The sequence below is a fragment of the Klebsiella sp. 2680 genome (genome assembly GCF_900198535.1).
GTDB classification, from domain to species: Bacteria; Pseudomonadota; Gammaproteobacteria; order Enterobacterales; family Enterobacteriaceae; genus Klebsiella; species Klebsiella indica.
Genome location: NZ_FZNJ01000001.1, coordinates 153,198 through 176,407, shown reverse-complemented (window position 1 = coordinate 176,407; position 23,210 = coordinate 153,198). Strand labels below are relative to the sequence as shown.

The 23,210-nt window shown below is 51.9% G+C and carries 19 protein-coding genes; 7 read left to right on the top strand and 12 right to left on the bottom strand.

The window, feature by feature from the left end:
• Positions 1 to 5: 5 nt before the first annotated feature.
• From FN037_RS00960 to blr, 3 genes are all read right to left on the bottom strand, one after another.
• The gene (locus FN037_RS00960) at positions 6 to 446 is read right to left on the bottom strand and encodes a DUF2569 domain-containing protein (RefSeq protein ID WP_142501370.1); all 441 of its coding nucleotides are present in this window, start codon (positions 444 to 446) and stop codon (positions 6 to 8) included.
• Between the two features lie 308 nt (positions 447 to 754).
• Positions 755 to 970, bottom strand: a complete 216-nt coding sequence (gene ydgT / locus FN037_RS00955) for a transcription modulator YdgT (protein ID WP_138358917.1) — start codon at positions 968 to 970, stop codon at positions 755 to 757.
• A gap of 386 nt (positions 971 to 1,356) precedes the next feature.
• Entirely contained in the window at positions 1,357 to 1,506 is a 150-nt protein-coding gene (blr, locus tag FN037_RS00950) for a division septum protein Blr (protein ID WP_138358919.1), read from the bottom strand.
• A gap of 187 nt (positions 1,507 to 1,693) precedes the next feature.
• On the opposite strand from blr, the gene FN037_RS00945 reads away from it, so the two are divergent.
• Complete coding sequence (locus tag FN037_RS00945; protein ID WP_138358921.1) at positions 1,694 to 2,734, top strand: oxidoreductase; 1,041 nt, start codon at positions 1,694 to 1,696, stop codon at positions 2,732 to 2,734.
• 64 nt (positions 2,735 to 2,798) lie between these two features.
• Here the strand turns inward: FN037_RS00945 and add are convergent, their stop codons facing one another.
• The gene (gene add / locus FN037_RS00940; protein ID WP_142501369.1) at positions 2,799 to 3,803 is read right to left on the bottom strand and encodes an adenosine deaminase; all 1,005 of its coding nucleotides are present in this window, start codon (positions 3,801 to 3,803) and stop codon (positions 2,799 to 2,801) included.
• A gap of 257 nt (positions 3,804 to 4,060) precedes the next feature.
• Between add and metQ the strand changes: the two genes are divergently transcribed.
• Entirely contained in the window at positions 4,061 to 4,876 is an 816-nt protein-coding gene (metQ, locus tag FN037_RS00935) for a methionine ABC transporter substrate-binding lipoprotein MetQ (RefSeq protein ID WP_138358925.1), read from the top strand.
• Positions 4,877 to 4,996: 120 nt separating this feature from the next.
• Here the strand turns inward: metQ and yedF are convergent, their stop codons facing one another.
• From yedF to malX, 4 genes are all read right to left on the bottom strand, one after another.
• Positions 4,997 to 5,230: a sulfurtransferase-like selenium metabolism protein YedF gene (gene yedF, locus FN037_RS00930; RefSeq protein ID WP_138358927.1), complete on the bottom strand. Its 234-nt coding sequence runs from the start codon at positions 5,228 to 5,230 to the stop codon at positions 4,997 to 4,999.
• The gene (yedE, locus tag FN037_RS00925; RefSeq protein WP_138358929.1) at positions 5,227 to 6,438 is read right to left on the bottom strand and encodes a selenium metabolism membrane protein YedE/FdhT; all 1,212 of its coding nucleotides are present in this window, start codon (positions 6,436 to 6,438) and stop codon (positions 5,227 to 5,229) included. Before yedE ends, yedF begins: the two co-directional genes overlap by 4 nt.
• Positions 6,439 to 6,652: 214 nt before the next feature.
• Positions 6,653 to 7,825, bottom strand: a complete 1,173-nt coding sequence (locus tag FN037_RS00920) for a MalY/PatB family protein (RefSeq protein WP_142501855.1) — start codon at positions 7,823 to 7,825, stop codon at positions 6,653 to 6,655.
• A 46-nt stretch (positions 7,826 to 7,871) separates the two neighbouring features.
• Positions 7,872 to 9,464: a maltose/glucose-specific PTS transporter subunit IIBC gene (gene malX, locus FN037_RS00915; protein WP_138358931.1), complete on the bottom strand. Its 1,593-nt coding sequence runs from the start codon at positions 9,462 to 9,464 to the stop codon at positions 7,872 to 7,874.
• A 173-nt stretch (positions 9,465 to 9,637) separates the two neighbouring features.
• Between malX and FN037_RS00910 the strand changes: the two genes are divergently transcribed.
• Positions 9,638 to 10,666, top strand: coding sequence for a Mal regulon transcriptional regulator MalI (locus FN037_RS00910; RefSeq protein ID WP_138358933.1), 1,029 nt, complete (start codon positions 9,638 to 9,640; stop codon positions 10,664 to 10,666).
• 25 nt (positions 10,667 to 10,691) lie between these two features.
• Here FN037_RS00910 and FN037_RS00905 read toward each other — a convergent pair whose 3' ends face one another.
• Both FN037_RS00905 and manA read right to left on the bottom strand, forming a co-directional pair.
• Positions 10,692 to 12,221, bottom strand: coding sequence for a YdgA family protein (locus tag FN037_RS00905; RefSeq protein ID WP_142501368.1), 1,530 nt, complete (start codon positions 12,219 to 12,221; stop codon positions 10,692 to 10,694).
• Positions 12,222 to 12,317: 96 nt separating this feature from the next.
• Positions 12,318 to 13,496 carry a mannose-6-phosphate isomerase gene (gene manA, locus FN037_RS00900; RefSeq protein ID WP_142501367.1) on the bottom strand — a complete coding sequence of 393 codons (1,179 nt, stop codon included), beginning with the start codon at positions 13,494 to 13,496 and terminating at the stop codon, positions 12,318 to 12,320.
• A gap of 197 nt (positions 13,497 to 13,693) precedes the next feature.
• Here manA and fumA point away from each other — a divergent pair, with 197 nt between their 5' ends.
• From fumA to FN037_RS00880, 4 genes are all read left to right on the top strand, one after another.
• Positions 13,694 to 15,340: a class I fumarate hydratase FumA gene (gene fumA, locus FN037_RS00895; RefSeq protein ID WP_142501366.1), complete on the top strand. Its 1,647-nt coding sequence runs from the start codon at positions 13,694 to 13,696 to the stop codon at positions 15,338 to 15,340.
• Between the two features lie 141 nt (positions 15,341 to 15,481).
• The gene (fumC, locus tag FN037_RS00890) at positions 15,482 to 16,882 is read left to right on the top strand and encodes a class II fumarate hydratase (protein WP_138359003.1); all 1,401 of its coding nucleotides are present in this window, start codon (positions 15,482 to 15,484) and stop codon (positions 16,880 to 16,882) included.
• 618 nt (positions 16,883 to 17,500) lie between these two features.
• Positions 17,501 to 18,655, top strand: coding sequence for a mandelate racemase/muconate lactonizing enzyme family protein (locus tag FN037_RS00885; RefSeq protein ID WP_142501365.1), 1,155 nt, complete (start codon positions 17,501 to 17,503; stop codon positions 18,653 to 18,655).
• Positions 18,648 to 19,931, top strand: a complete 1,284-nt coding sequence (locus FN037_RS00880; RefSeq protein WP_142501364.1) for an MFS transporter — start codon at positions 18,648 to 18,650, stop codon at positions 19,929 to 19,931. Before FN037_RS00885 ends, FN037_RS00880 begins: the two co-directional genes overlap by 8 nt.
• A gap of 811 nt (positions 19,932 to 20,742) precedes the next feature.
• On the opposite strand, the gene tus is transcribed toward FN037_RS00880, so the two are convergent.
• Together tus and rstB are read right to left on the bottom strand one after the other, a co-directional pair.
• Positions 20,743 to 21,675: a DNA replication terminus site-binding protein gene (gene tus / locus FN037_RS00875; RefSeq protein ID WP_142501363.1), complete on the bottom strand. Its 933-nt coding sequence runs from the start codon at positions 21,673 to 21,675 to the stop codon at positions 20,743 to 20,745.
• 71 nt (positions 21,676 to 21,746) lie between these two features.
• Positions 21,747 to 23,054 carry a two-component system sensor histidine kinase RstB gene (gene rstB / locus FN037_RS00870; protein ID WP_142501362.1) on the bottom strand — a complete coding sequence of 436 codons (1,308 nt, stop codon included), beginning with the start codon at positions 23,052 to 23,054 and terminating at the stop codon, positions 21,747 to 21,749.
• Positions 23,055 to 23,210: the final 156 nt, after the last annotated feature.

Sequence of the window (23,210 nt, the reverse complement as noted above, 5' to 3'; positions counted from 1 at the left end):
GGTTATTACGGATTCACAAAGGTTCGCTTAACGCGCCGGGAGCGCCTGAAGTAAGGCGCCAGCAGCGCCGCAGCAAGCAGGGGGAACAGTAGCTGGCGCAGCGCCAGAGTATCCGTCACCGGAGAGAAAGCGAAAGCTTTTATCGCCAGCAACAGGGTTATCAGTAACCAGATGATATAGTGTTTTGGCACAATTTTCCGCCGTTTGAAGAAGGCAATGGTCAGCCACAGCGTATAATACCACATGGCAGCGGCGAATATCAGCGATGCAATCCACAGCGCAAGATGTCCGCTACTCATATCGCTCAGTAATGTATAAGTCTGAGAAGAGATCAGCGCATGAGCAAAAATAAGCAATGATAATGAGGCGCTAAGTAAGGCAACCAGTAGCCATGCCAGCGGCGCAAGTAGCCATCCGCCAATACGTTCCGCAGAGTGCGAGGACATTGTGACTCCTGAATTCAATGCAAATGATTCCCGCCATACTTCGGGTTGCGGGGTGTGGTGTTTCTTGATTACGGTTATTCACCCCATCCATGGGTTTCGCCCTTCGGGCCGCCGCAAGTCGTGTTTAATCCGCTTCCGGCTGATTTATCATGCCGTTCGGCCGGTGATGCCCTTCTCGTTTTCGGGGTGCACCGCGTTGTTAAAAAAACGCCTGCGTATTTTTTGTCCGCAAAGGTAAATTATTTAGTCAATGTAAATAAAACGCCGGACGGAAAGTATAAGCAACGGGCATGAATGATTACCGTCTTTTATTGCACGTAGCGCCAGACGGATTTAGGGACTTCGCCTATGTTGAACAATTTACCGCCGGAAACCAGCTCCGCCCGACGATGATCGGCGGCGCGATACATGTTGACGATCTCTTCACTGTCGGTAAGGGAATAGTTGAGATGGTCAAAAAGTTTTTCCAGACTTTCCAGTGAACTGATTTTACGGAATTTTAATAAGTAGTCCTGAACGGTCATTTGCGTATCCATTTTATAATGGGAATAAAAAGTAGAATATACCAATTCTTAGTAAACCTGTTCTCAACCAGCAGTTCCTTTTCGGGCTGACTGTATGGAATTATTTCGGTTGTAAATACCTATGACAAGAACAGATGATGTTTCTGGCCTGGTAAAAAGAAATTTAAGAATATTCCAGAACTGAATCAGGCGCCGGGTGGCGCCTGGAAGAGAAGATTAACGCTGTTCGCCTCGGCTGGCAATAACGTTTTGGTCGCAAAAAACGCTTTTTCCATTTGCGCGCCAGGTTTGGTTGTTGAACGGCGTATACCGCTGTTGTCACCATTAAGCACGCCGCCGGACAGTCCGTTTCTGAAGCGATTGCCCGGCGGCGAAGCGGAACGGCTTTATTTCGCTAACGGCGTTGTCCGGGCAGCATCAACGGCAGGCGGAGATTGGTAGTTATCAATATGGTGAGCAATAACTAAAAGCAAGGATGAAACGCCCAAAACAATCCAGCCAATAAGTTCTACAATACGATTAAAAACGTTTTCCATAACTCTACAACAGCAGTGAACCAGACCAGAATGGTACTAAATGACTGAAACAACGCAAGTGTTAGCGGATTATTGTTGCACAACTGGCGTAAAGGTGAGCAATTGCAATTAGTCTAACCCGTCGGCAGGAGCTGGCTGATGCGGAGGTTATGGTGACAAAATTATCTTTCGATAAAGGGGCCGAGAAATGAGTGATGCTATTCGGGTGGGATTAATCGGTTACGGTTATGCAAGTAAAACTTTTCATGCGCCACTGATCAGCGGTACACCGGGAATGACGCTGGCAGCGATTTCCAGCAGTGATGAAAGCAAGGTTCTGGCTGACTGGCCGATGGTGAAGGTGGTGTCGCAGCCAGCGCAACTTTTTCACGACCCAACGCTGGATCTACTGGTTATTCCTACGCCAAACGATACCCATTTTCCGCTGGCCAGAGCCGCGCTGGAAGCGGGGAAGCACGTTGTGGTGGATAAGCCTTTTACCGTGACACTGTCACAAGCTCGTGAGCTTGAGGTTATTGCGAAAGCTACAGGGCGGCTGCTGTCCGTCTTCCATAATCGTCGCTGGGATAGCGATTTTCTCACGGTGAAGGCGCTGATTAATGACGGTTTACTCGGTGAAATCGGCTATTTTGAATCGCATTTTGATCGCTATCGTCCGCAGGTGCGTAATCGCTGGCGCGAACAAGGCGGGCCGGGTAGCGGTATCTGGTACGATCTTGGCCCGCACCTCCTCGATCAGGCGATTAATCTCTTTGGCCTGCCGGTCAGCTTGAGCGTCGATCTGGCGCAATTGCGGCCGGGCTCCCAGTCCACCGACTATTTTCATGCCGTGTTAGCTTATCCACAGCGCCGTGTGGTGCTGCACGGCACGTTGCTGGCAGCGGCGGAAACGGCTCGTTATATTATTCATGGCTCACGGGGAAGCTATGTTAAATATGGCCTCGACCCGCAGGAGGCGCGGCTGAAAAGCGGTGAACGCCTGCCGCAAGAGGACTGGGGATACGATATGCGCGATGGGGTATTGACTCGGGTAGACGGTGAAGAGCGAACCGAAGCGTCGTGGCTCACGCAGCCGGGAAATTATCCCGCATATTATGCCGCCATTCGCGACGCCCTTAATGGCGTAGGTGATAATCCGGTCCCGGCGAGTCAGGCTATCCAGATAATGGAGTTGATAGAACTTGGGCTGGAGTCGGCAAGGCACCGGGCGACGCTGTGCCTGAATTAACGGTACGGCGTGCCTCTCGCTCCTGAAAAGCGCATTCCCCGTCCAGGAACGGGGAATGGCGCGACTATGCGCTTTGCCGTACGTGCGCAATGAGCGCGTTTTTTTCTTGCTGGCTTAAAAACGCCAGTTCCAGGCCATTGATCTGCGCCTGGCGAATCTGCTCCTGACTCAGCCCGGCAGCCGGGGCAGCGACGGTATATTCGTGGATAATATCGACGCCCTGAACGGCGGGATCATCGGTGTTAATACAGGCCAGTACACCCTGTTCCAGGAAGGTTTTCAGCGGATGCTGAGCCAGCGATGTCACGGTGCTGGTCTGAATATTTGACGTCAGGCAGGACTCAATACCGATTCTCTGTGCGGCAAGAAAATCCATCAGCGCCGGATCCTGCACCGCTTTTACGCCGTGACCAATACGTTCCGCACCGAGTTCGCGAATTGCCTGCCAGATGCTTTCCGGTCCAGCCGCTTCGCCCGCATGTACGGTGATACGCCAGCCTGCATCACGCGCGCGGCTAAAGTGGTCGATAAACCGATGTCCAGGGAAGCCGAGTTCATCCCCGGCCAGATCAAGGGCGGTAATGCCTTCACGATGGGCGAGCAGGGCTTCCAGTTCTTCCTGACAGGCCGCTTCACCGAAGGTGCGGCTCAGGATACCGATCAGCCGCGCTTCGACGTTAAAGTCGCGGCTGCCTTCTTTTACGCCAGCGATCACCGCTTCCACAACGCCCGCTACCGGGAGCTGGTGGGTCATTGCCATATAGCGTGGAGAGAAGCGGAGTTCGACATAATGCAGGCCGTTTTGCGCGGCATCTTCGAGGTTTTCATAAGCGACGCGGCGGCAGGCTTCCAGAGAGGCCAGCACTTTCACCCCCCAGTCAAGCTTAGAGAGAAAGCTGACCAGGTCAGGCTCATTGCTGGTGACCTGTACGTGTGGACGCAGTGTGTCGAGAGTGGTTGCCGGAAGAGGCAGGTTAAACTGACGGCCAAGATCGAGGATGGTTTGGGCCCGGATATTGCCATCAAGGTGGCGATGGATGTCGGTTAATGGCAAAGTTAAATCAATCATGGGCGCACTCTTTTTAGTTAAAGTGCGCACCATTGTACATCAGAGTCATATCGTCGTCATACTTCACGTTATCTGTATGCCGGCGGTGGCGCGGATAGCCAGGATGAAAATTATTCTGGCAAGGAAATTGTTCATAGCAAAACGCTATTAATCATAGTCAATCCGTATTTAATTTTGCCTGTCAAATTTTCTATAGTCTCCAGTGCTATTTTTCCCCGCGCTGAGTAGCGGGCTATTTTAAAAAGGACTCTGGGAATATGATTTTCACGTTAAAGAAATTCGCGGTACCGCTGGTTGTAGCCAGTACGCTGCTGTTGGCTGCCTGCAAACCGGGAGAGCAGGACCCTAATCATATCAAAGTCGGCATCATGGCTGGCGTTGACCAGGATGTATGGGCGGTGGCGCAGAAGGTGGCGAAAGAGAAGTACAACCTCGACGTTGAGGTGGTGACCTTTACTGATTTCGTTCAGCCCAACGAGGCGCTCAACAATGGCGATCTGGATGTCAACGCTTTCCAGCACAAGCCCTATCTCGACAAACAGATTCAGGAGCGCGGTTATAAGCTGGTTCCGGTCGGCAGGACATTCGTTTATCCGATAGCTGCCTACTCGAAGAAAATCAGCGCGATCGCGCAACTGCCGGATGGTGCGCAGGTCGCGGTGCCGAACGATCCCACCAATCTCGGGCGTTCACTGCTTCTTTTGCAAAAACAGGGGCTTATAAAGCTTAAGGATGGCGTAGGGCTGTTGCCAACGTCGCTGGATATCATTAGCAACCCGAAAAAGCTAAAAATCATCGAGATCGAAGCGCCGCAGCTCACTCGTTCGCTGGACGATAAGCAGATAACGCTGGCGATTATTAACACCACTTTTTCCAGTCAGGTGGGGTTATCGCCGTCGCGTAACGGTCTGATTGTTGAAAGTAAAGATTCACCTTATGTGAATATTTTTGCCAGCCGGATCGAAAATAAAGACAGCGAAAAAGTGAAAAATCTGGTTAAAGCCTATCAAAGCGATGAAGTCGCAACCGCTGCAGAAACACTGTACAAAGGCGATGCGGTTAAAGGCTGGTAGCGTTAAGGTTAAATACAGGATTTTTTGTCGGCCCGGCAAGCGAAGCGCTGCCGGGAAATTACAGAAAAAGACACTTTTTTAGCAATCTGAAGCCGGTAGCCCGCTACCGGCTTTTTATCGCTATTTTTGAATCAAATAGCGGATGGTTGGCCCGTCCTGTTGAATATCAAGTACCGTATAGCCGTGATTTTTCGCATCCAGCGGAATATTGTTAATCGACTGGGGACAGTCGCTGACCACTTCCAGAATCTCGCCTTTCTTTAATGAAGGCAAGGCTTCAAGGGTGGCGATAGCCGGATAAGGGCAGGGTTCGCCAACCATATCAAGGCGATAATCAGGAACGAAAGTTTTCATGCTGTCTCCTTAATGGCCGTTGTGGCAAAGGGTTTCCGGCGGAAAAAACGCTTTTCCCAGACGATAACCAGTATCAGCGCGATCAGTAACAAAAGATAGGTCACCAGCAGGCCGCCGAAAGGTCCAAAGGCCGCCAGAAGGTTGACTTTATCCCAGTGCGTGGCCAGCGCCGGAGAGAGTCCGTCCCAGTAGTATGCGAGGATAGTTGATCCGATAACGTTGCCCAGACCAACCCACCAGTAATGCACCTGGCCCTCTACCGCACGATACATCCAGCCGGTTTCGCAACCGCCTGCCAGCACAATGCCGAAACCAAATAACAGACCGCCGATAACCGCATTCGGCCCCGCCCACATAATTTTCGGTTCCATACCCAGTTGCACGTAGCTGAAGATACCGATAGCGCTGGCGGCCATACCGAAAATAATCGCTTTCGCCATATTGGTGCGACCGGTGATCCACATGTCGCGGAAGGCGGAAGTAAAACAAATTTGCGCCCGTTCGATAAGCAGCCCGAATCCTACGCCAAACAACAGCGCCATACCGAGTTTGGGGTGGTTAGCCGCAGTCAACAGCCCCCAGGCGATCATGGCGAAAAAGACCACCATCCCGTAGCGGAAACGACGTCGAGCCTGGTCAGGTTTTTGCGTCAGCGGTGACGCTTGCGACACTTTCTGCATCTTAACCGGGATACGAAAGACGGGCAGGAGCGTAAAGCGAGCGCCGAACCAGGTGCCGATGGCGGTCGCGATAGCAAAAAACCAGGCGTGCAGAGAAAATTGCGGAATACCGGTGAAGAAGGCGGCCAGATTGCAGCCCATTGCCAGACGGGCGCCGAAACCGGCGATAATCCCGCCAGCAACGGCCTGAAGAATACGAATCCGGCTGCGGGGAAAACGTAGCTTAACGTTATTCGCCCACAGTGCGGCGGCGAAACAGCCGCCAAACATGCCGATAATCATCATGCCATCGATTCGGGTGAGCGGTGTGCCGTCAAGATGAATCAGTTTATAGTAGCCCCATTCTTCACTATGCACGCCGACCAGTTGCAGTAATTGCCCGCCCCAGCGGGTGAATTCACCGGTCACGGCCCAGAAGGTGCCGGTAATGCCGAAGTAGTAGGTGGAGAGAATGCCTGCAGCGATAACAGCGGGAACGGGTGACCAGAATTTAATCATCCATGTTTGTTTGAATTGTTGCCATTTCATGAAAATGCCTCTGAACTCAGAAGGTATTACCCGTAGCGGGTTGAAGAGATGCGATAATACGCTGCTTAGTGCCTAAAAACACTCGACAGGATCAAATTGAACAATAAAGCGCATACCAAAGGCCACTCACTGTTGTTGGTGGCCTTTACAAACCCTGATATCAATCACCGTTTGCGCGATGAGTTAAGCGCTGAACCGTCTCCGCGTTCCTCAGTTAATGCAACCCGCGCAGGGCGGCAATCAACCCTTGTACACCCTTTTCCAGCTTTGCGCGCGGGCACCCGGCGTTCAGGCGGACAAAACCCTTTCCCTCATCTCCGTAGGTGTCGCCGGGCATGATGGCGACCTTCTGCTCCTCAATTAACGCTCTTTGCAGGGAGCGGTCATCAATGGCCAGCGGCCGCAGATCAATCCACGCCAGATAAGTTGCCTGCGGTGGGCGCCAGTTCAGTTCAGGAAACGCCTGATTCAACTGGTGGGCGATATAGCGCATATTTTCTTGCAGGTATCCACGCAGGGCATCCAGCCAGGGCGCGCCTTCGCGATAGGCAGCAATATGCGCGACCAGCGCCGGCACGGAAGGAGAAGAGAGGCCATCGCGGTTTTTAAGCGCATGTAGATAGCTTTCACGCACGGCGGGATCGTCAATCATCCCGTATGCGCCAGTAAAAGCCGATATATTGAAGCTTTTCGAGCCGGAAGTGAAGAGCGCCCACGGGCTGCGGGCGACATCGCACCACGGCGTGTGCTGATGCCCGTCCCACACCATATCCATATGGATCTCGTCGCTAATCACCTTCACGCCGTGCTTTTCACACAGCCGTGACAGGATTGCGAGCTCTTCGCCGGTCCACACCTTGCCGGTCGGGTTGTGTGGGCTACACAGCAGCAGTACGGTATTGCGCGGCTCAGCCAGTACCCGTTCCATCTGCGCCATATCGCAGTGCCACTGATTGTTATTGCGCGTTAGCGGAACCGGGACAAGGCGCCGCTGGTTGCTTTCGATGGTTTTATAAAAGGCGTCGTAGGCCGGCGTGTGTACCACGATACCGTCACCGATCTCTGACCACTGGCGAATCATCTCCGCCACCATATAGATAACCGATGGCCCGTAAACAATGGCTTCGCGGTCGATTGGGCTATGAAAACGGCTGGCGAACCAATGTGTCACCGCATTGAGAAATTCCTCGTTTTTCCAGCGGCTATAACCAAAAACGCCGTGCGCCAGCCGTTTGCTGACGGCATCAAGAATGCAAGGCGCGGTGGTGAAATCCATATCTGAGATAGTAAACGGCAACAGATCGGCCGCGCCAAAGCGATCGGCAACATAATCCCACTGCGTACACCAGGTTCCATGACGATCAACCGGTGTTGAAAAATCAAACATCAGAATTTCCTTAATCATCACCCCCTCATGACAGAGGGGGCGGAGCTTATGCCTCGACGGTATTCATCAGGACGGCCATTTCATCTTTCACAGACTGTACCTGCGGGCCAATAACCACCTGCAGGTTGTGCTGGTTAAGCTGCACAACACCGATAGCGCGATTCGCTTTCAGCGCAGCACTATCGACTTTGCTCATATCGTTCACTGACAGGCGCAGACGGGTAATGCAATTATCGAGAGAAACGATATTTTCCGCGCCGCCGAGTGCCGCCAGAATTGCCGGAACGTTATAACCTGATTTTCCGGTGACGCTGGTGACGGCCTTCTCAAATGTACTATGCGTTTCAACATCGCGCCCTGGCGTTTTCAGGTTAAAGCGGGTGATGGCGAAACGGAAGATGCCGTAGTAAACCGCAAACCAGATCGCCGCGACAACCGGTACCATGTACCACCTGGTGGACAGGCCATGGAGAATGCCGAAGACCACAAAGTCGATAATGTTACCGTCGGTGTTGCCGATAGTAACCCCGAGGACAGCCATCATGGTGAAGCCAAGACCGGTCAGCAAGGCGTGGATAACGTACAGCACCGGAGCGACAAACAGGAATAAAAACTCCAGCGGTTCAGTGGTGCCGCCAACCACGCAGGCGATGACGCCGGAAATCAACAGCCCCTTAATTTTATGGCGGTTTTCCGGGCGAGCGCAGTGATACATCGCCAGCGCCGCACCCGGCAGACCGCCGAGGAATGCCGGCATTTTTCCTTGTGAAAGGAAACGGGTTGCGCTTTCAGAGAAGCCGTGGGTGGTCGGACAGCTCAGCTGCGCCTGGAAAATAGTCAATGCGCCGCTGACGCTGTGACCGCAAACGTCCATCGTTCCTCCCGCTTCGGTAAAACGAATCAGCGCCACCAGGATGTGGTGCAGGCCGAAAGGGAGGAGTAACCGTTCCCCGGTGCCGAAAATCATCGGGCCAAAATCACCCGCACTATTGATAATGCGGCCGAGAGCATTTATGCCCATAGCGAATACCGGCCATACAAGAGGAATAACGAGGCCGATTAAGCCGAGAACCACGGTGGTAATGATCGGCACAAAACGGGTGCCGCCGAAAAAGGCGAGCGCGTCCGGCAGACGGATAGTGTGAAAACGCTCATGCAGCATCCAGACGATGATCCCGGCGATCACCGCGCCGAGGATCCCGGTGTCGATGGATTGAATGCCAATAATATTCTGAATGTTATGGGCTTTAAGAACAGCAGCATCGGTGGTTGGCAGAATCCCCTTTGCTGTCAGCCAGAAGTTAACCGCGAGGTTCATGACGGCATAACCAACAAAACCAGCGAAAGCGGCAACGCCTTTGTTTTCACGGGCCAGACCCAATGGAATGGCGATACAGAACATCACGGGCAGAAAGCTGAAGGCGAATGAGCCGATTTTACTCATCCACACAAACACCGCCTGTAGCAGCGGCAGATCCAGCCATGGCAGGAGAGTAAGAACATCATGGCTACTTAAAGAGCTGCCGATCCCCAGCATGATCCCGCAAAAGGAGAGGAGCGCCACGGGCAACATAAAGGTTTTCCCTAACTGCTGGAAAAATTCCCACATCGTAATTTTGGTTGCTGTTTTCGTCGTCATAACACGAATCCCGGTTCTTTATGTTATTGGTAGGAGGTAACGTGACGGCAAGATAAAACGTTTTACCTTTTTTAGTGCGATAAAAATCACATATTCAAGCGATAATAAGGTTTATAAAGAGAGCATGATGATAAAACGTTTTATCGACAGCCAAAGGGAGTCGGCCTGAAGTTATGGCTATCGCGAAGAAAATCACCATTAATGATGTCGCGCAGGCGGCGGGGGTATCGGTCAGTACGGTATCGCTGGTGCTGAGCGGCAAAGGACGTATCTCGTCGGCAACCGGCGAGCGTGTCAATCATGCGATTGAGCAATTAGGCTTTGTGCGTAACCGGCAGGCGGCATCTCTGCGCGGCGGGCAGAGTGGCGTTATCGGCCTGATTGTCAGCGATCTGTCGAAACCGTTCTATGCGGAAATGACTGCCGGATTGACCGATGCGCTTGAGTCTCAGGGCAAAATGGTTTTCCTGACTCAGGGAGGGCATTGTGGTGAAAAAATGCTCCAGCGTTTTGATACCCTGGTATCGCAAGGCGTTGATGGCGTTGTGATTGCCGGGGCGATTGACCAGGGCGCGGAACTGCGCGATCGGGCGGCGGAGGCTGGCATGCCGCTGGTATTTGCTTCCCGAGCCAGCTATCTCGACGATGTCGATCTGATCCGTCCGGATAACATGCAGGCGGCTCAAATCGTCACCGAACATCTGATCCGCCGTGGGCATCAGCGCATTGCATGGCTGGGAGGACAAAGTTCATCTTTAACTCGTGCCGAGCGGGTAGGCGGCTACTGTGCGACTTTGCTGAAATATGGTCTGCCGTTTCATAGCGAATGGGTGATTGAGTGTGATGCGAGCCAGAAGCAGGCGGCAGAAGCGATGACGGCTCTGTTACGGAAAAATCCAACGATTAGCGCGGTGTTATGCTACAACAGCGTGATTGCTACCGGTGCATGGTTTGGCCTGATGCGCGCCGGGCGGCAGAGCGGCGAAGATGGTGTTGAAAGCTATTTTGAACAGCGCGTCGCGCTGGCGGCATTTGCCGAATTACCCGAAGCCGCGCTGGACGATCTGCCGCTGACCTGGGTGATAACCCCGGCGCGTGAAATGGGAAAAAGCCTGGCGGATTGTATTTTACGGCGTATGACAGAGGGGCAGGGAACGGCCAGAAATCAGATAATGTCCCCCCGACTGGTTACCCGGAAATAGCCCCTCGTAAGGGGCTATTCGTTGCTTACTGCTGTGAAGCGGCTGGCGGAACCGCTTCTTGCGGCGCTGCTGGCTCAGATACCGGAAGCCCTAATCCAAACATCCCGGCAAACTCATCCAGCGGCATTTTCTGCCCGTTGAGCGTCACCTGGCCATCAGCGTACTGCAGGCTGGTGGTAATGGCGTTATCTTCCATGGTGGTAATACGGAACATCTGCCCCATAGCCGCCAGGCCTTTCACCTGCTGATCTGCCAGTTTGGCGGCGTCTGCCGGCTGGTAGCCTTCAAGCCCGGCAATTCGGGTCATAAACTCTGTCGCCATCGCTACCGGGATCACCAGCTTGCCGTCGAGGGACTTAACGCTACGATCCACTTCATCCGCCAGGGTTTGCGGCGGCGCGGTGATCAGCGACGGATCTTTCAACAGAACCGAAAGGTTTAAGGTGGTTTCGCCTTTCGCATTGTGCCAGCTCAGCGGCGAAATGGTCAGTGACGGAGTGCCTTTGAGCATCATCGGCAGCAAATTTAAAAACGTTTTTACCAGCGCCTGATTATACAGATCGCGGTTCTGCGCCAGTTGCGGGTCCGCCATCAGCGCCTGCGCTTCGGCATTGTATTTTTGACTGAACTGATGGAAAGCCTGGCCATCAATATTGTCCAGTTTCACGGTTAACCTGCCGCCACCGATATCCTGATTTTGCAGTTTCAGGCTGTTCACGGTGTAATCCAGTTGACTATTAATGCCTTTACCATCGGTGGTCAGCGAAGAATTGCCATCGATTTTCATTCCTTCAAACCGCGCCAGCTCTTTGCCTTCAACGCCAATTGACATCTTTTCCAGCGCGAGGGTTTGTTTGCCAATGCGCTCGTTGAAACTGGTCAATTGGGTCTTGCCATCAGCCTTCAGGTTATTAAAGGTGAACTGGACTTTCTGGTTATATTCGTTGACTGCGTTGATCTGCCCGCTGTCCGCCTCGCCGGTCAGACTGATGGTTTTGCCCTCGCGGTCGGCATCCAACTGGAACTGGCCGCCGCTGAAGGTGACTTTTTCCTCACCGTTGGTGTAATCCAGTGGTTTGAGCACAATTGCGGACTGATTATCGCCATTCCATGCGATACGCGTATCAATGGTGAATGGCGTATCGCCTTTCGCAATATTGAACAGCGCCTTGCTGGTGTCATTGTTGACTAACGTGGTTTTGACGGCAGCCATTGATGGGACGAGATTGCCGTTTCTGAGTGAAGACAGCGGGAAGGGGCCGTGATCGACAACGTCGTCAAAAAGCAGCGATTGCCCGGCGGCGAGCCAGCCGGTCTCTTTTCCGGAAATGGGTTTAACCACCAGTTGCAAATGGCTGCTGAACAGGCCTCGCTGATAGTTTTGGTAAGTCAGCTCCACGCCTGCCTGCGGTAAGCTATTTTGCAACTGGGCATTAGCCTGCTGCACCATAGCAGCAATATGGCTTTCCAGCTGTTTCCCGGTGTACCAGGCTCCGCCTGTCCAGACGACGCCCAGCGCGATGATAACTCCTGCTGCGACCAGCGATTTTTTCATAGTATTTATCCATAAATGAAACCAGGCGGAGGGTACCACCTGGTTGTGTTGTCATGATGGGAAAGTCTGGCAACTGTGGCTAAAAAGTTCAGTATATTACTGGAGCTTATTGAACACGCGCGCCACACGCCCGGAGCCGCTCACCTGCACTGGCGATTCGTTACACGCGATGAAGGCCGATTCGCCCGGCTTCAGCGCCAGACTCTGCTCGCCTTTAGTGATAACCGCTTCACCCTCAACGCAGAACAGAATCGCCGCGCTATCCTGAGCGATAGTGGTCGCCTGTGCTGACAGATCGTGCAGGGAGAAGGCAAAATCATCAACCGGAATCGGGAAATCCAGCGTCGCTCCGTGGGAGACCGGCTGAGTCAGCAGCTCGTTCGCCGGTTTTGCTGCAAATTTGACGTTAGCCACCAGTTCAGGAATATCGATGTACTTTGGCGTCAGCCCCGCGCGCAGGACGTTGTCTGAATTGGCCATCACTTCCAGCGCCACGCCCTGAAGGTAGGCGTGCGGCGTTTCCGCGAACAGGAACATCGCCTCACCCGGATTAAGCCTGACGACATTGAGCAACAACGGAGAGAACAGGCCGCTATCGTCCGGATAGAATTCGGCAATCAGGCGAATAGTCTGCCACGGCTCGCCCTGTTCGTTATCCAGCGCGACCTGCAGGACGCTTAGCGCATGCGTCTTCTGTTCTCCTTTCATATTCAGCAGGCCGGCAAACAGCTTACGCAGATGCTCTTCGTCCGGCTGTGCGAGGAACTGGGCAATAGCCGGATGAGCATCGGCCACTGGCTGCAACAGGTTCACGATCTCGGCAAATTCGCGGAAGGCGTTCATCGCGAGGAACGGCGTCAGGGCGAAAACCAGTTCCGGCTTGTGATTCGGATCTTTATAGTTACGCTCAGCGGCATCAAGCGGGATCCCGGCGGCATTCTCTTTCGCGAATCCCACCTCTGAAGCTTGTTTGTTTGGATGAACCTGAATCGACAGCGGCTGTGAAGCACAAAGAACTTTGAACAGGAAAGGGAGTTCACCGAAGCGCTCAGCCACTTTAGCGCCGAGCAGGGCCGCTTTGTCGCTGTCGATCACTTCGCGCAACGAACGCTGGTGACCGGTAGTATCCAGAATCCGCGAGCTACTTTTCGGATGCGCTCCCATCCACAGTTCGGCCATCGGCAGGTTGTCTGGATTGGCAATTCCATACAGTTCGGTTAAGGCGGTGTGACTTCCCCAGGCGTAGTTTTGCACTGAGTTGATGAGTTTTTGCATTCTCAATCCCTGTTCCACTTGATAATTATTCTCTCTATTAAACCAGCAAACGGGCGATAAGCAACCGGGGAGAAGAAAAAGTCGTCTTTGTCTCAGTTTTTGTTAAAGAATTGTGTAAAATCAACTGACTCGCTTTTCTACGGGCAAATGGAGTGTCTGCCCGAATTATAATCATCCAGGCAGTAAGTGAGAGCACAATGTCGAATAAACCATTTGTATATCAGGATCCTTTTCCACTGAAAAAGGACGATACCGAGTATTATCTTCTCAGCAGTGATTACGTCTCCGTCGCCGAATTTGCAGGCCAGGAGATTCTGAAAGTTGAACCTCAGGCGCTAACGCTACTGGCACAACACGCTTTCCACGACGCCTCCTTTATGCTTCGTCCCGCTCATCAGCAGCAGGTTGCCGATATCCTTAACGACCCGGCAGCCAGCGAAAATGATAAATACGTGGCCCTGCAGTTCCTGCGCAACTCGGATATCGCCGCTAAAGGCGTGCTGCCGACCTGCCAGGATACCGGCACCGCGATTATTATGGGCAAGAAAGGCCAGCGCGTATGGACTGGCGGCGGCGATGAGGCCGCCCTGGCGCAGGGGGTTTATAACACCTATACCGAGGACAACCTGCGCTATTCGCAGAACGCGCCGCTGGATATGTATAAAGAGGTCAATACCGGCACCAACCTGCCGGCGCAAATTGACCTCTACAGCGTTGATGGCGACGAGTACAGGTTTCTGTGCATCGCCAAAGGCGGCGGCTCGGCCAACAAGACCTACCTCTATCAGGAAACGAAGGCGCTGATTACCCCGGCAAAGCTGAAAAACTACCTCGTAGAGAAGATGCGCACGCTGGGTACCGCCGCCTGCCCGCCGTACCATATCGCTTTTGTGATTGGCGGCACCTCGGCGGAAGCGACCCTGAAAACGGTCAAACTGGCGTCCACCCACTATTATGACGGGCTGCCGACGGAAGGCAACGAGCACGGCCAGGCATTCCGCGATGTGCAGCTGGAGCAGGAACTGTTGCTTGAGGCGCAGAATCTCGGCCTCGGCGCGCAGTTCGGCGGCAAATATTTCGCGCACGATATTCGCGTCATCCGTCTGCCGCGCCACGGGGCCTCCTGCCCGGTGGGCATGGGGGTTTCCTGCTCGGCGGACCGCAATATTAAGGCGAAAATCAACCGTGAGGGGATCTGGATTGAGAAGCTGGAGAGCAATCCGGGCCAGTATATTCCCGAACATCTGCGCCAGCAGGGTGAAGGCGAAGTGGTGAGCATCAATCTCAATCAGCCAATGAGCAAGATTCTGGCCCAGCTTTCCGCCCATCCGGTGTCGACGCGTCTGTCGCTGAGCGGGACGATTATCGTGGCGCGGGATATCGCCCACGCGAAGCTGAAAGAGCTGATTGATAACGGTGAAGCGCTACCGCAGTACGTAAAAGACCATCCCATCTACTACGCGGGCCCGGCAAAAACGCCGGAGGGTTATGCTTCCGGCTCGCTCGGTCCGACCACAGCCGGGCGCATGGATTCCTATGTGGACCTGCTTCAGGCGCACGGTGCAAGCATGGTGATGCTGGCCAAAGGCAACCGCAGCCAGCAGGTGACCGACGCCTGCCATAAACACGGCGGTTTCTATCTCGGCAGCATCGGCGGCCCGGCAGCGGTGCTGGCGCAGCAAAGTATTAAGAGCCTGGCGTGCGTGGCGTACCCGGAACTGGGGATGGAAGCCATCTGGAAAATCGAGGTGGAAGACTTCCCGGCCTTTATTCTGGTGGATGACAAGGGCAACGACTTCTTTCAGCAGATCCAGAATTCGCAGTGTGCGCATTGCGTGAAATGATATCAGCCGCCCTTCGGGGCGGTTTTTTATGCCGTTTAGCGGCACGAACCACTAAAACAACGTATAAATTTGTCCAATACTTAACGCTTTAAGCAGGTGAGCTTTGTCGCTATTACGCACGTTGAATCCAAGGAGAAAGTAATGACAACGTATCGCAGTGAAAAAGACTCAATGGGCGCAATCGATGTGCCTGCCGATAAGCTATGGGGCGCGCAAACCCAGCGCTCGCTGGAACATTTCCGCATATCAACGGAAAAGATGCCGGTCGAGCTTATCCATGCGCTGGCGCTGACCAAACGCGCGGCGGCGAAAGTGAATCAGGATCTCGGTTTGCTTGCCGCGGAGAAAGCAGAAGCGATTATTCAGGCCGCGGATGAAGTGCTGGCAGGCAAGCATCCGGATGAGTTCCCGTTGGCTATCTGGCAAACCGGCTCAGGCACCCAAAGTAATATGAATATGAATGAGGTGCTGGCCAATCGCGCCAGTGAACTGCTGGGCGGGGTGCGAGGGATGGAGCGTAAGGTTCACCCAAACGATGATGTCAATAAGAGCCAGAGCTCTAATGATGTCTTCCCGACCGCGATGCACGTGGCGGCGATGATTGCGCTACGGGAAAAGCTTATACCGCAGCTCACTGTGCTGAAAAAGACCCTCGATGATAAATCCGTCGCGTTTAACGACATTGTTAAAATCGGCCGTACCCACCTGCAGGACGCGACGCCGCTGACGCTCGGGCAGGAGATTTCCGGCTGGGTTGCCATGCTTGAACATAATCTGAAACATATCGAGAATAGTCTGCCACATCTGGCGGAACTGGCGCTGGGCGGTACGGCGGTGGGAACCGGGCTGAATACTCATCCGCAATATGCCGTGCGTGTCGCTGCCGAACTGGCGACCCTTAGCGGTCAGCCGTTTGTCACCGCGCCGAATAAATTTGAAGCGCTGGCGACCGTTGATGCGCTGGTACATGCGCATGGTGCGCTAAAAGGACTGGCCGCTTCGCTGATGAAAATCGCTAACGATGTTCGCTGGCTGGCATCCGGCCCCCGCTGCGGGATTGGTGAAATCGCGATCCCGGAAAATGAACCGGGTTCATCGATTATGCCGGGTAAAGTCAATCCGACCCAGTGTGAAGCCATGACTATGCTGTGCTGTCAGGTGCTGGGTAATGATGTGGCGGTGAATATCGGTGGCGCATCGGGTAACTTTGAACTCAACGTCTACCGTCCGATGGTGATCCACAACTTCCTGCAATCCGTGCGGCTGCTGGCCGATGGGATGGAGAGCTTTAACGCGCATTGCGCGGTGGGGATTGAACCTGACCGTGAGCGCATCAGCCAGTTGCTTAATGAGTCGCTGATGCTGGTAACCGCGCTGAATACCCATATAGGCTATGATAAAGCGGCGGAAATCGCTAAAAAGGCGCACAAAGAGGGGCTGACACTGAAGGCGTCCGCGCTGGCGCTTGGCTATCTGACAGAAGCGGAATTTGACAACTGGGTTCGCCCGGAGCAGATGGTCGGCAGTATGGCAACTCGCTAGCCCACCACAGGTGCAGACGCGGAGTCAGTAATTTTAGCGTCTGCGGCTGTTGTTTACGCCGGGATAGTATGTACCGCATACTGTTCAGGCATTCTCCCGAAACCGGTACGGAACGCCTTCCGTACCGGTTTCGTCCCTCTTTCTGCACATGGTGCAACGGATTACGTCCATTAGTTTGATTGAAAAACAACCGTGTTACTTACGATTTTTTTGTAGTGTTGTTCAACGGAGGGGGGAGTCCTACAATCAGTAAATCAGATTCAACTGATTACCGGGGTATTTCTAACAATATTAACTTTTCTCCTGATCTCTAAGTTTCATCTCTAATATTCTGGCAATTCAATGGTGAATAGATAGAAGATAACTATTTAATCAAATATGTCATTTTGCTTTTATATATTTCCATTAGTTATTGACTGTGATGTCGATCACATTTGCAGAAGTAGATAGTTCGTCATAAACATGTTTTATGTAGAGTGTGATTTACTTTACATTCAATTGTTCACAGATACAAAAAAAATAAAGCTTTCCGTTCTATATATGTGTTTATGCACGAAACATAGGTGTGGGGTATGTGCAATAATAAGTTTGCCATTTCAATCACCTGATGCAAATACAATGAAAATAGAAAAGATAGAGATTGTAAGAATAGCCATTCCGTTTGAATCGGGAAGGCAAAAAAAAGAAAATTCGCAACAGGATTATAATGCAGCATCTCCTCTGTTGAGTAAGATGGAAACTTTGTTAACAAAGATCTATGTCGATAACGGATTATATGGTTGGGGGGAGGCATTTGGCCATCTCAGTAATCCCGTTACCTTTTCAGCACTGGAAAATCTTGTCGCTCCCTTCTTTATTAGCCGGGAATTTAGTACGACTGGAGATATAGAAAATATCATGCGCGAGGCGGAAGTCGCTCTGCATGGCTTTGGCCGTACCGGTCCTGTCCGTTACGCACTATCTGCGGTAGATATCGCTTTATGGGACCTGCTGGGTAAACAGCAGAAGTTACCATTATGGAAAATGCTTGGTGCGAGTCGTAATCGTATAAGACTGTATCCTAGCCTTGTTAGCTATGATAACGATCCGCAAGCTGTCGCTTGCAAAGTGCAGGAAGTGTTAGATCTTGGCTATCGCCAGATAAAATTGCATGAAACAGAGCGGAAAGCCATCGCAGCAGCACGCGAAGTCCTCGGTGAAAGAGGTGAACTGATGGTGGACGTGAATTGCCTCTGGACACCGGAGGAGGCGTTTGCTCATGCACAGCTTATGAAACCTTTGAATCTGCAATGGATTGAAGAGCCTGTATGGCCTCCAGAAGATGTCCGTGGACTAGCCAAAGTTCGAGAGGCAGGTGTGCCGCTCTCTGCCGGAGAAAATGCCTCTGGTGACGGAGATTTTATGAATCTTATTCTATCTCGTGCAGTCGATATTCTTCAGCCTAGTGTTTGTAAGGTTGGTGGGGTTACCGCCATGCTTCGCGTGATTAAGCTTGCGCAGACGCATGGTGTCAAAGTGGTTCCACACTGCTTTTATTATGGTGCAGGCATGCTGGCGACGGCGCATCTGGTGGCAATGCTACCGGACGATATTCGTCTTGAAGTGCCATATATCAAGTGGATACAGCCATTGAATGACTTCCTTAATTATCATCCGGAAATGACGTTGCCCGATAAACCTGGTTTAGGGTTTGAGCCGGATGAATCCGTGATTGCCACACATCTACTTGCTACCGCCATTTGTTCATGTGCGAAAGGAGAAGGTAATGTTTAAAAATCGCTATCGTCTGATCATCGCGCTTTTGCTCTTTTGCGCCGGGATGCTGAATTATATGGATCGCGCAGCGTTGTCAGTTATGGCTCCTCTGGTGAAAAGCGACTTGCATATTAATGATGCCCAACTGGGTTTTTTGTTTAGCTGCTTCTTCGTTGGTTACTGTGTCTTTTGCTTTATTGGTGGTTGGGGTGCGGATACGTTTGGACCACGTAAAGTATATGCATGGGCGGCGATGATCTGGTCAATCTTTTGTGGCGCGACTGCATTAGTGACCGGATTCTGGCAACTTTTGGTCGTGAGAGTGCTGTTTGGTATTGGAGAAGGCCCGATGGGGACCACTACCAACAAATCGATCGCCAACTGGTTTCCGAAAAAAGAGATTGGCCGCGCTGTAGGTTTCACCAATGCTGGTCAGCCCTTAGGTGCGGCGATTGCCGCACCGATAGTTGGCCTCGTTGGGCTCGCTTTTGGCTGGCGAATCGCGTTCATCGCTATCGCGCTGCTAGGTATTGTCTGGGTCGTTGCGTGGTCATTGCTGTTTCGCGATAAGCCAGAGCAACATCCGAGCGTCAGCCGGCTAGAGGCGTTGTATATCAGTTCTGAAAGGCCTGCGAGTGAACAGAATGAGATCGCCACAGATTCGCAATCACAGCATACGTTTTGGTACTATATTCTTTCTCCTTCCGTGATAGGGGTGGCTGCCGCATTTTTTTGTTTTAATTATATCCAATTCTTTTTTCTCTCCTGGTTGCCGAGTTACCTGACGGACTTCCAACATCTGGATATTAAAAGTATGAGTATTATCGGGGTTTTGCCGTGGCTGGGGGCAACAGTAGGTTTTATGGGCGGCGGTTCTGTATGCGATGTGCTGTATCGGAAGACAGGAAATTTTCTATTATCCCGTAAACTGGTAATTTTTATCGGTCTTGCGATTGCTGGGGGAAGCGTACTGGCAACCGCCTATACGCAGAGTCTGATGGGCTCCGTTTCCTGCATTACACTGGCGACGATTTTTGCCTATATGACACCGCAGGCGTGTTGGTCGTTGCTACAAGATATTGTCCCGGCTGACCGTATTGGTACGACGGGTGGCTTTGTTCATCTGCTGGCGAATCTGGCAGGGATTATGTCTCCGGCTGTTACCGGGTTGTTGATTCAATATGGTGGTGGTTATCATTCCGCGTTTATTCTGGCAAGCCTGTTGTCTCTGGTTGGTATTGTTGCGCTACTAACGTTGGTGCATCAAAAACGTGGTCATTTGAATTTAGCATGATGTATAACAGGACCAATAGTAGATAATAAAAACAGGGGGATATATACAAACTTCGGTAAGTTTTTATCAATGTTAGGTACACGAATTTTCAGTCAGTTTCTTATTGCTTATGGTCCAAATCCTATTCCAGTTGACAGACATTTTATGTGTTGGTCAACAAAGAATTTGTTACATTTCCGACTAATCTCTTACATGAATGTCGTATATTTCGACATCCAATCGGACCTCTTTGCATCAGGGCGGATAATATCTGAATCCGCCTTTTTTTAAACTATAACTAAGTCATGAATTAATAGAAGAAATCTCTTTTAATAGATCTACTGATATTTTGTGCGATAGTTAATCCAATATGGTGACCAATAATGTCTACATAGAAATTGTCAGCGGAATAGTATCTTTCAGGTTAAAAACATAGAGCATCGTAAGAGAACCCTTTTCATGCGACAGGTGAGTCATATCTCTCTACTAAGTTTTCTATATTAAGCAGTTGCTAAGCAACAGTATGTTATTAGGGATTTATCTGGGTAATCACTGCGTGAATGCTATTACTTGGTTTTTCTTTTCCAGCTTCCCGATTTACCCTGTTAAAGGAAAAGATATGACTCTTTCCCATGTTTGCTTTTATCGTGGCATTACCGCGATATGTGACTGGGTAGCGTTGTTTCAGTTAAGCGCACATACATAAGCTATTCTCTATCTAGAGGCGTTGCCAATGCTGAATATCTATACAAGCTATGATGAAGCGACGCAAACTGATCCTAGCCGCGAAGTTTGGCCACTGACGACGCCCGGAATCCATGTCGCAGCATAGTTACTCGCCAGCCAGCCATAAATGCAGACGCGGAATCAGTAATCTTAGCGTCTGCGCCTGGGGTTTATGTCGATACTGTACATTATCGGCATCATAGTTCAGCAATTCACCCAAATCCGGTACGTTAACGCCTTTCGTACCGGATATCAGCGCAACCATTGGCCCCGGGCAGGCGTATTGTATCTGTTTTTGTTCCCCGCTATACCAGACCCGGGCGATAGGCTGTACTTTCACTGGCCGTTTAATTTTTAGCTTTGCCCGCTGCGGCAGGGCAGCGATATCCTGATACTCTCGCTCCAGTTTGCTTTGCCACTGCTCACGCGTCCAGGGGGGAACCGCCCGTGGCGACTGGAGGCTTTTCTCCAGTTGCATGAGCACCTGATCGCGAGTCAGATTTTTAATTATATGTTTATTGGCCCAGCCGAAACGGATGGTATTCGGGTCGACCAGCGGCGTCAGCGTCCGATAGGCGCTTAGCGTAATCAACCCCGGCAAATGGCGGTGGACCCATTCAAAGCGCGCGGTGGAGGGGAGGCCGGAATCAACGGTGACAATCTTCTCAAAGGTTGTTTTGAGGGCGTTGATATGCGCGATTTTTTGCAACAATGCATTCTGCTCGGTAACAGTGGTTTGCAGGCAAATCGCCCCAGGCAAACGTACCGCCGCTTTACTGCTTCGGCTTTCCGACTGCTGTTGGATAAACAAATGGCTGTAGTGCCTGAGGGCCATCTCCAGTGCAGTTTTACCGGTATGCTGAACGACATTGATGCTGTTCAGCGGTTGATGCTCGGCGTCTTTGCTTACCGGCGGCAGCTCAAATACCCGAGCGGCCAGCAGACGGTAGTTGCTCAGCGTCAACTGGAGTGACTGTAGCTCATGCTCCAGTTGGCGAAAGGTGTCATTTAGGCGTTCAACGAGATCGTAGCTGGCCATAGTTTCCCGCATTAGTTACAACATACTATATGATTTTAAACTATACGCAGACCCAGGCACCTGCGCAAGGGCTAATCAGGTAAGGAGGTAAGATCAGGCAGTTGGTGATAAACCGGCCAGCTAAAGGAAAAGCGGGCGCCCCCAAGCGAGCTTTCCTCACAGCGGACCTCACCTGACATCGCCTGGGCGATACTGTGGACGATAGCCAGGCCAAGCCCGCAGCCGCCGGTGGCGCGATCACGGCTGGGATCAAGGCGTACAAATGGCTCGAAAATCCGTTCCCGTTCATCAGGCGCAATTCCCGGACCATCGTCTTCTACCCGCAGTGTTGCTCGCGATCCCTGTAGCGTCAGGCTGATCTGTATATGCTGGTTACTGTAGCGCAATGCGTTATTCACCAGATTGTCCAGCACGCGCTCCATCAGGCGCATATCCAGAGCGCCATAATTTCCGGTAATGACTTCGCGTAGCGTAACCTCGCGCTGGGGATTAACCGTCTGAATATCTTCAATGTGGACACGAATCCACACCGGAAAGTTGGGCGTGGTTAATTTCAGTTCATTTTGCGGACGGTCAAGGCGCGCATAGGTCAACAGTTCTTCTATCAGCGCTTCCAGTTGACCGATATCGCGATTTAACGCCTGCGATTCGGCCTCGGTGAGGTTCTCACTCATCTCCAGACGGTAACGCAGGCGGACCAACGGCGTGCGCAGTTCGTGGGCAATGCCGTCAATTAGCTGTTTTTTGCTGGCGATAAGCGCATTGATGTTATCGGCCATCTGATTAAACGCCACGCCAAGCCGTTCAAAGCTGGACATGCTGTCGAAATGAATTCGCTCGCTAAGGTGTCCCTCGCCGAAGCGTTGGGCGGCGGTTTCAATACGCAACATATCCTGCCAGTGAGGACGCATCCAGATAAATACCGGAAAGGCCAGTGAGATAGCGATAAAGGCCATTAGCGCCAGATCAAGGAGACGCATCTCATGCAGAAAATAGAGATAGGGGACCGGGCCTACGGACAGCACATAGTGGCTGCGGGGGATGCGCTGGATAAACGTGTACTGGTCATCCAGAGCGACAATATCCCCGGCGCGCAAATGTTGCATTGAGCTTTCCGAAAGCTTGAATTTGCTGATGGGTTCGATATGCAGGTCGAAAGAGAGATTCAGGTCCAGCTCTTTAAGGGTTTTGCTCCAGTCGCGCGGTGGGATCTCTCGTAATTCGCTGCGCATCAGATACAGCGAACTCTTCATTAAATCGTCCAGCGACTGACGTCCTGCGCGTTCGGCGGTGAATTTGTACACCAGGCCAACCATCATGGTCATTACCAGGAAACAGACAAACAGCAACAGGTAAAACTGCACAAACAGCTTTTTCATTAAATCTCACCAATAAATCAATATGTTAACTACCTGATTTTTATCCTCAGGAGCGCTATGGCGGCATTGATATATCTGCCAAAGCACTGATTCAGGAACGAAACCTGATCGCTGTCGAGAGCATTTATCAAGGCCGAATAGGTGTGAAAAGCCATA

Coding starts and splice junctions, on each gene's coding strand:
- fumA (WP_142501366.1), top strand. CDS start 13,694: ATGTCGAATAAACCATTTGTATATCAGGATCCTTTTCCACTGAAAAAG.
- FN037_RS00960 (WP_142501370.1), bottom strand. CDS start 446: ATGTCCTCGCACTCTGCGGAACGTATTGGCGGATGGCTACTTGCGCCG.
- FN037_RS00945 (WP_138358921.1), top strand. CDS start 1,694: ATGAGTGATGCTATTCGGGTGGGATTAATCGGTTACGGTTATGCAAGT.
- ydgT (WP_138358917.1), bottom strand. CDS start 970: ATGACCGTTCAGGACTACTTATTAAAATTCCGTAAAATCAGTTCACTG.
- yedF (WP_138358927.1), bottom strand. CDS start 5,230: ATGAAAACTTTCGTTCCTGATTATCGCCTTGATATGGTTGGCGAACCC.
- FN037_RS00920 (WP_142501855.1), bottom strand. CDS start 7,825: ATGTTTGATTTTTCAACACCGGTTGATCGTCATGGAACCTGGTGTACG.
- FN037_RS00880 (WP_142501364.1), top strand. CDS start 18,648: ATGTTTAAAAATCGCTATCGTCTGATCATCGCGCTTTTGCTCTTTTGC.
- malX (WP_138358931.1), bottom strand. CDS start 9,464: ATGACGACGAAAACAGCAACCAAAATTACGATGTGGGAATTTTTCCAG.
- add (WP_142501369.1), bottom strand. CDS start 3,803: ATGATTGATTTAACTTTGCCATTAACCGACATCCATCGCCACCTTGAT.
- FN037_RS00910 (WP_138358933.1), top strand. CDS start 9,638: ATGGCTATCGCGAAGAAAATCACCATTAATGATGTCGCGCAGGCGGCG.
- metQ (WP_138358925.1), top strand. CDS start 4,061: ATGATTTTCACGTTAAAGAAATTCGCGGTACCGCTGGTTGTAGCCAGT.
- blr (WP_138358919.1), bottom strand. CDS start 1,506: ATGGAAAACGTTTTTAATCGTATTGTAGAACTTATTGGCTGGATTGTT.
- fumC (WP_138359003.1), top strand. CDS start 15,482: ATGACAACGTATCGCAGTGAAAAAGACTCAATGGGCGCAATCGATGTG.
- yedE (WP_138358929.1), bottom strand. CDS start 6,438: ATGAAATGGCAACAATTCAAACAAACATGGATGATTAAATTCTGGTCA.
- tus (WP_142501363.1), bottom strand. CDS start 21,675: ATGGCCAGCTACGATCTCGTTGAACGCCTAAATGACACCTTTCGCCAA.
- FN037_RS00885 (WP_142501365.1), top strand. CDS start 17,501: ATGAAAATAGAAAAGATAGAGATTGTAAGAATAGCCATTCCGTTTGAA.
- rstB (WP_142501362.1), bottom strand. CDS start 23,054: ATGAAAAAGCTGTTTGTGCAGTTTTACCTGTTGCTGTTTGTCTGTTTC.
- manA (WP_142501367.1), bottom strand. CDS start 13,496: ATGCAAAAACTCATCAACTCAGTGCAAAACTACGCCTGGGGAAGTCAC.
- FN037_RS00905 (WP_142501368.1), bottom strand. CDS start 12,221: ATGAAAAAATCGCTGGTCGCAGCAGGAGTTATCATCGCGCTGGGCGTC.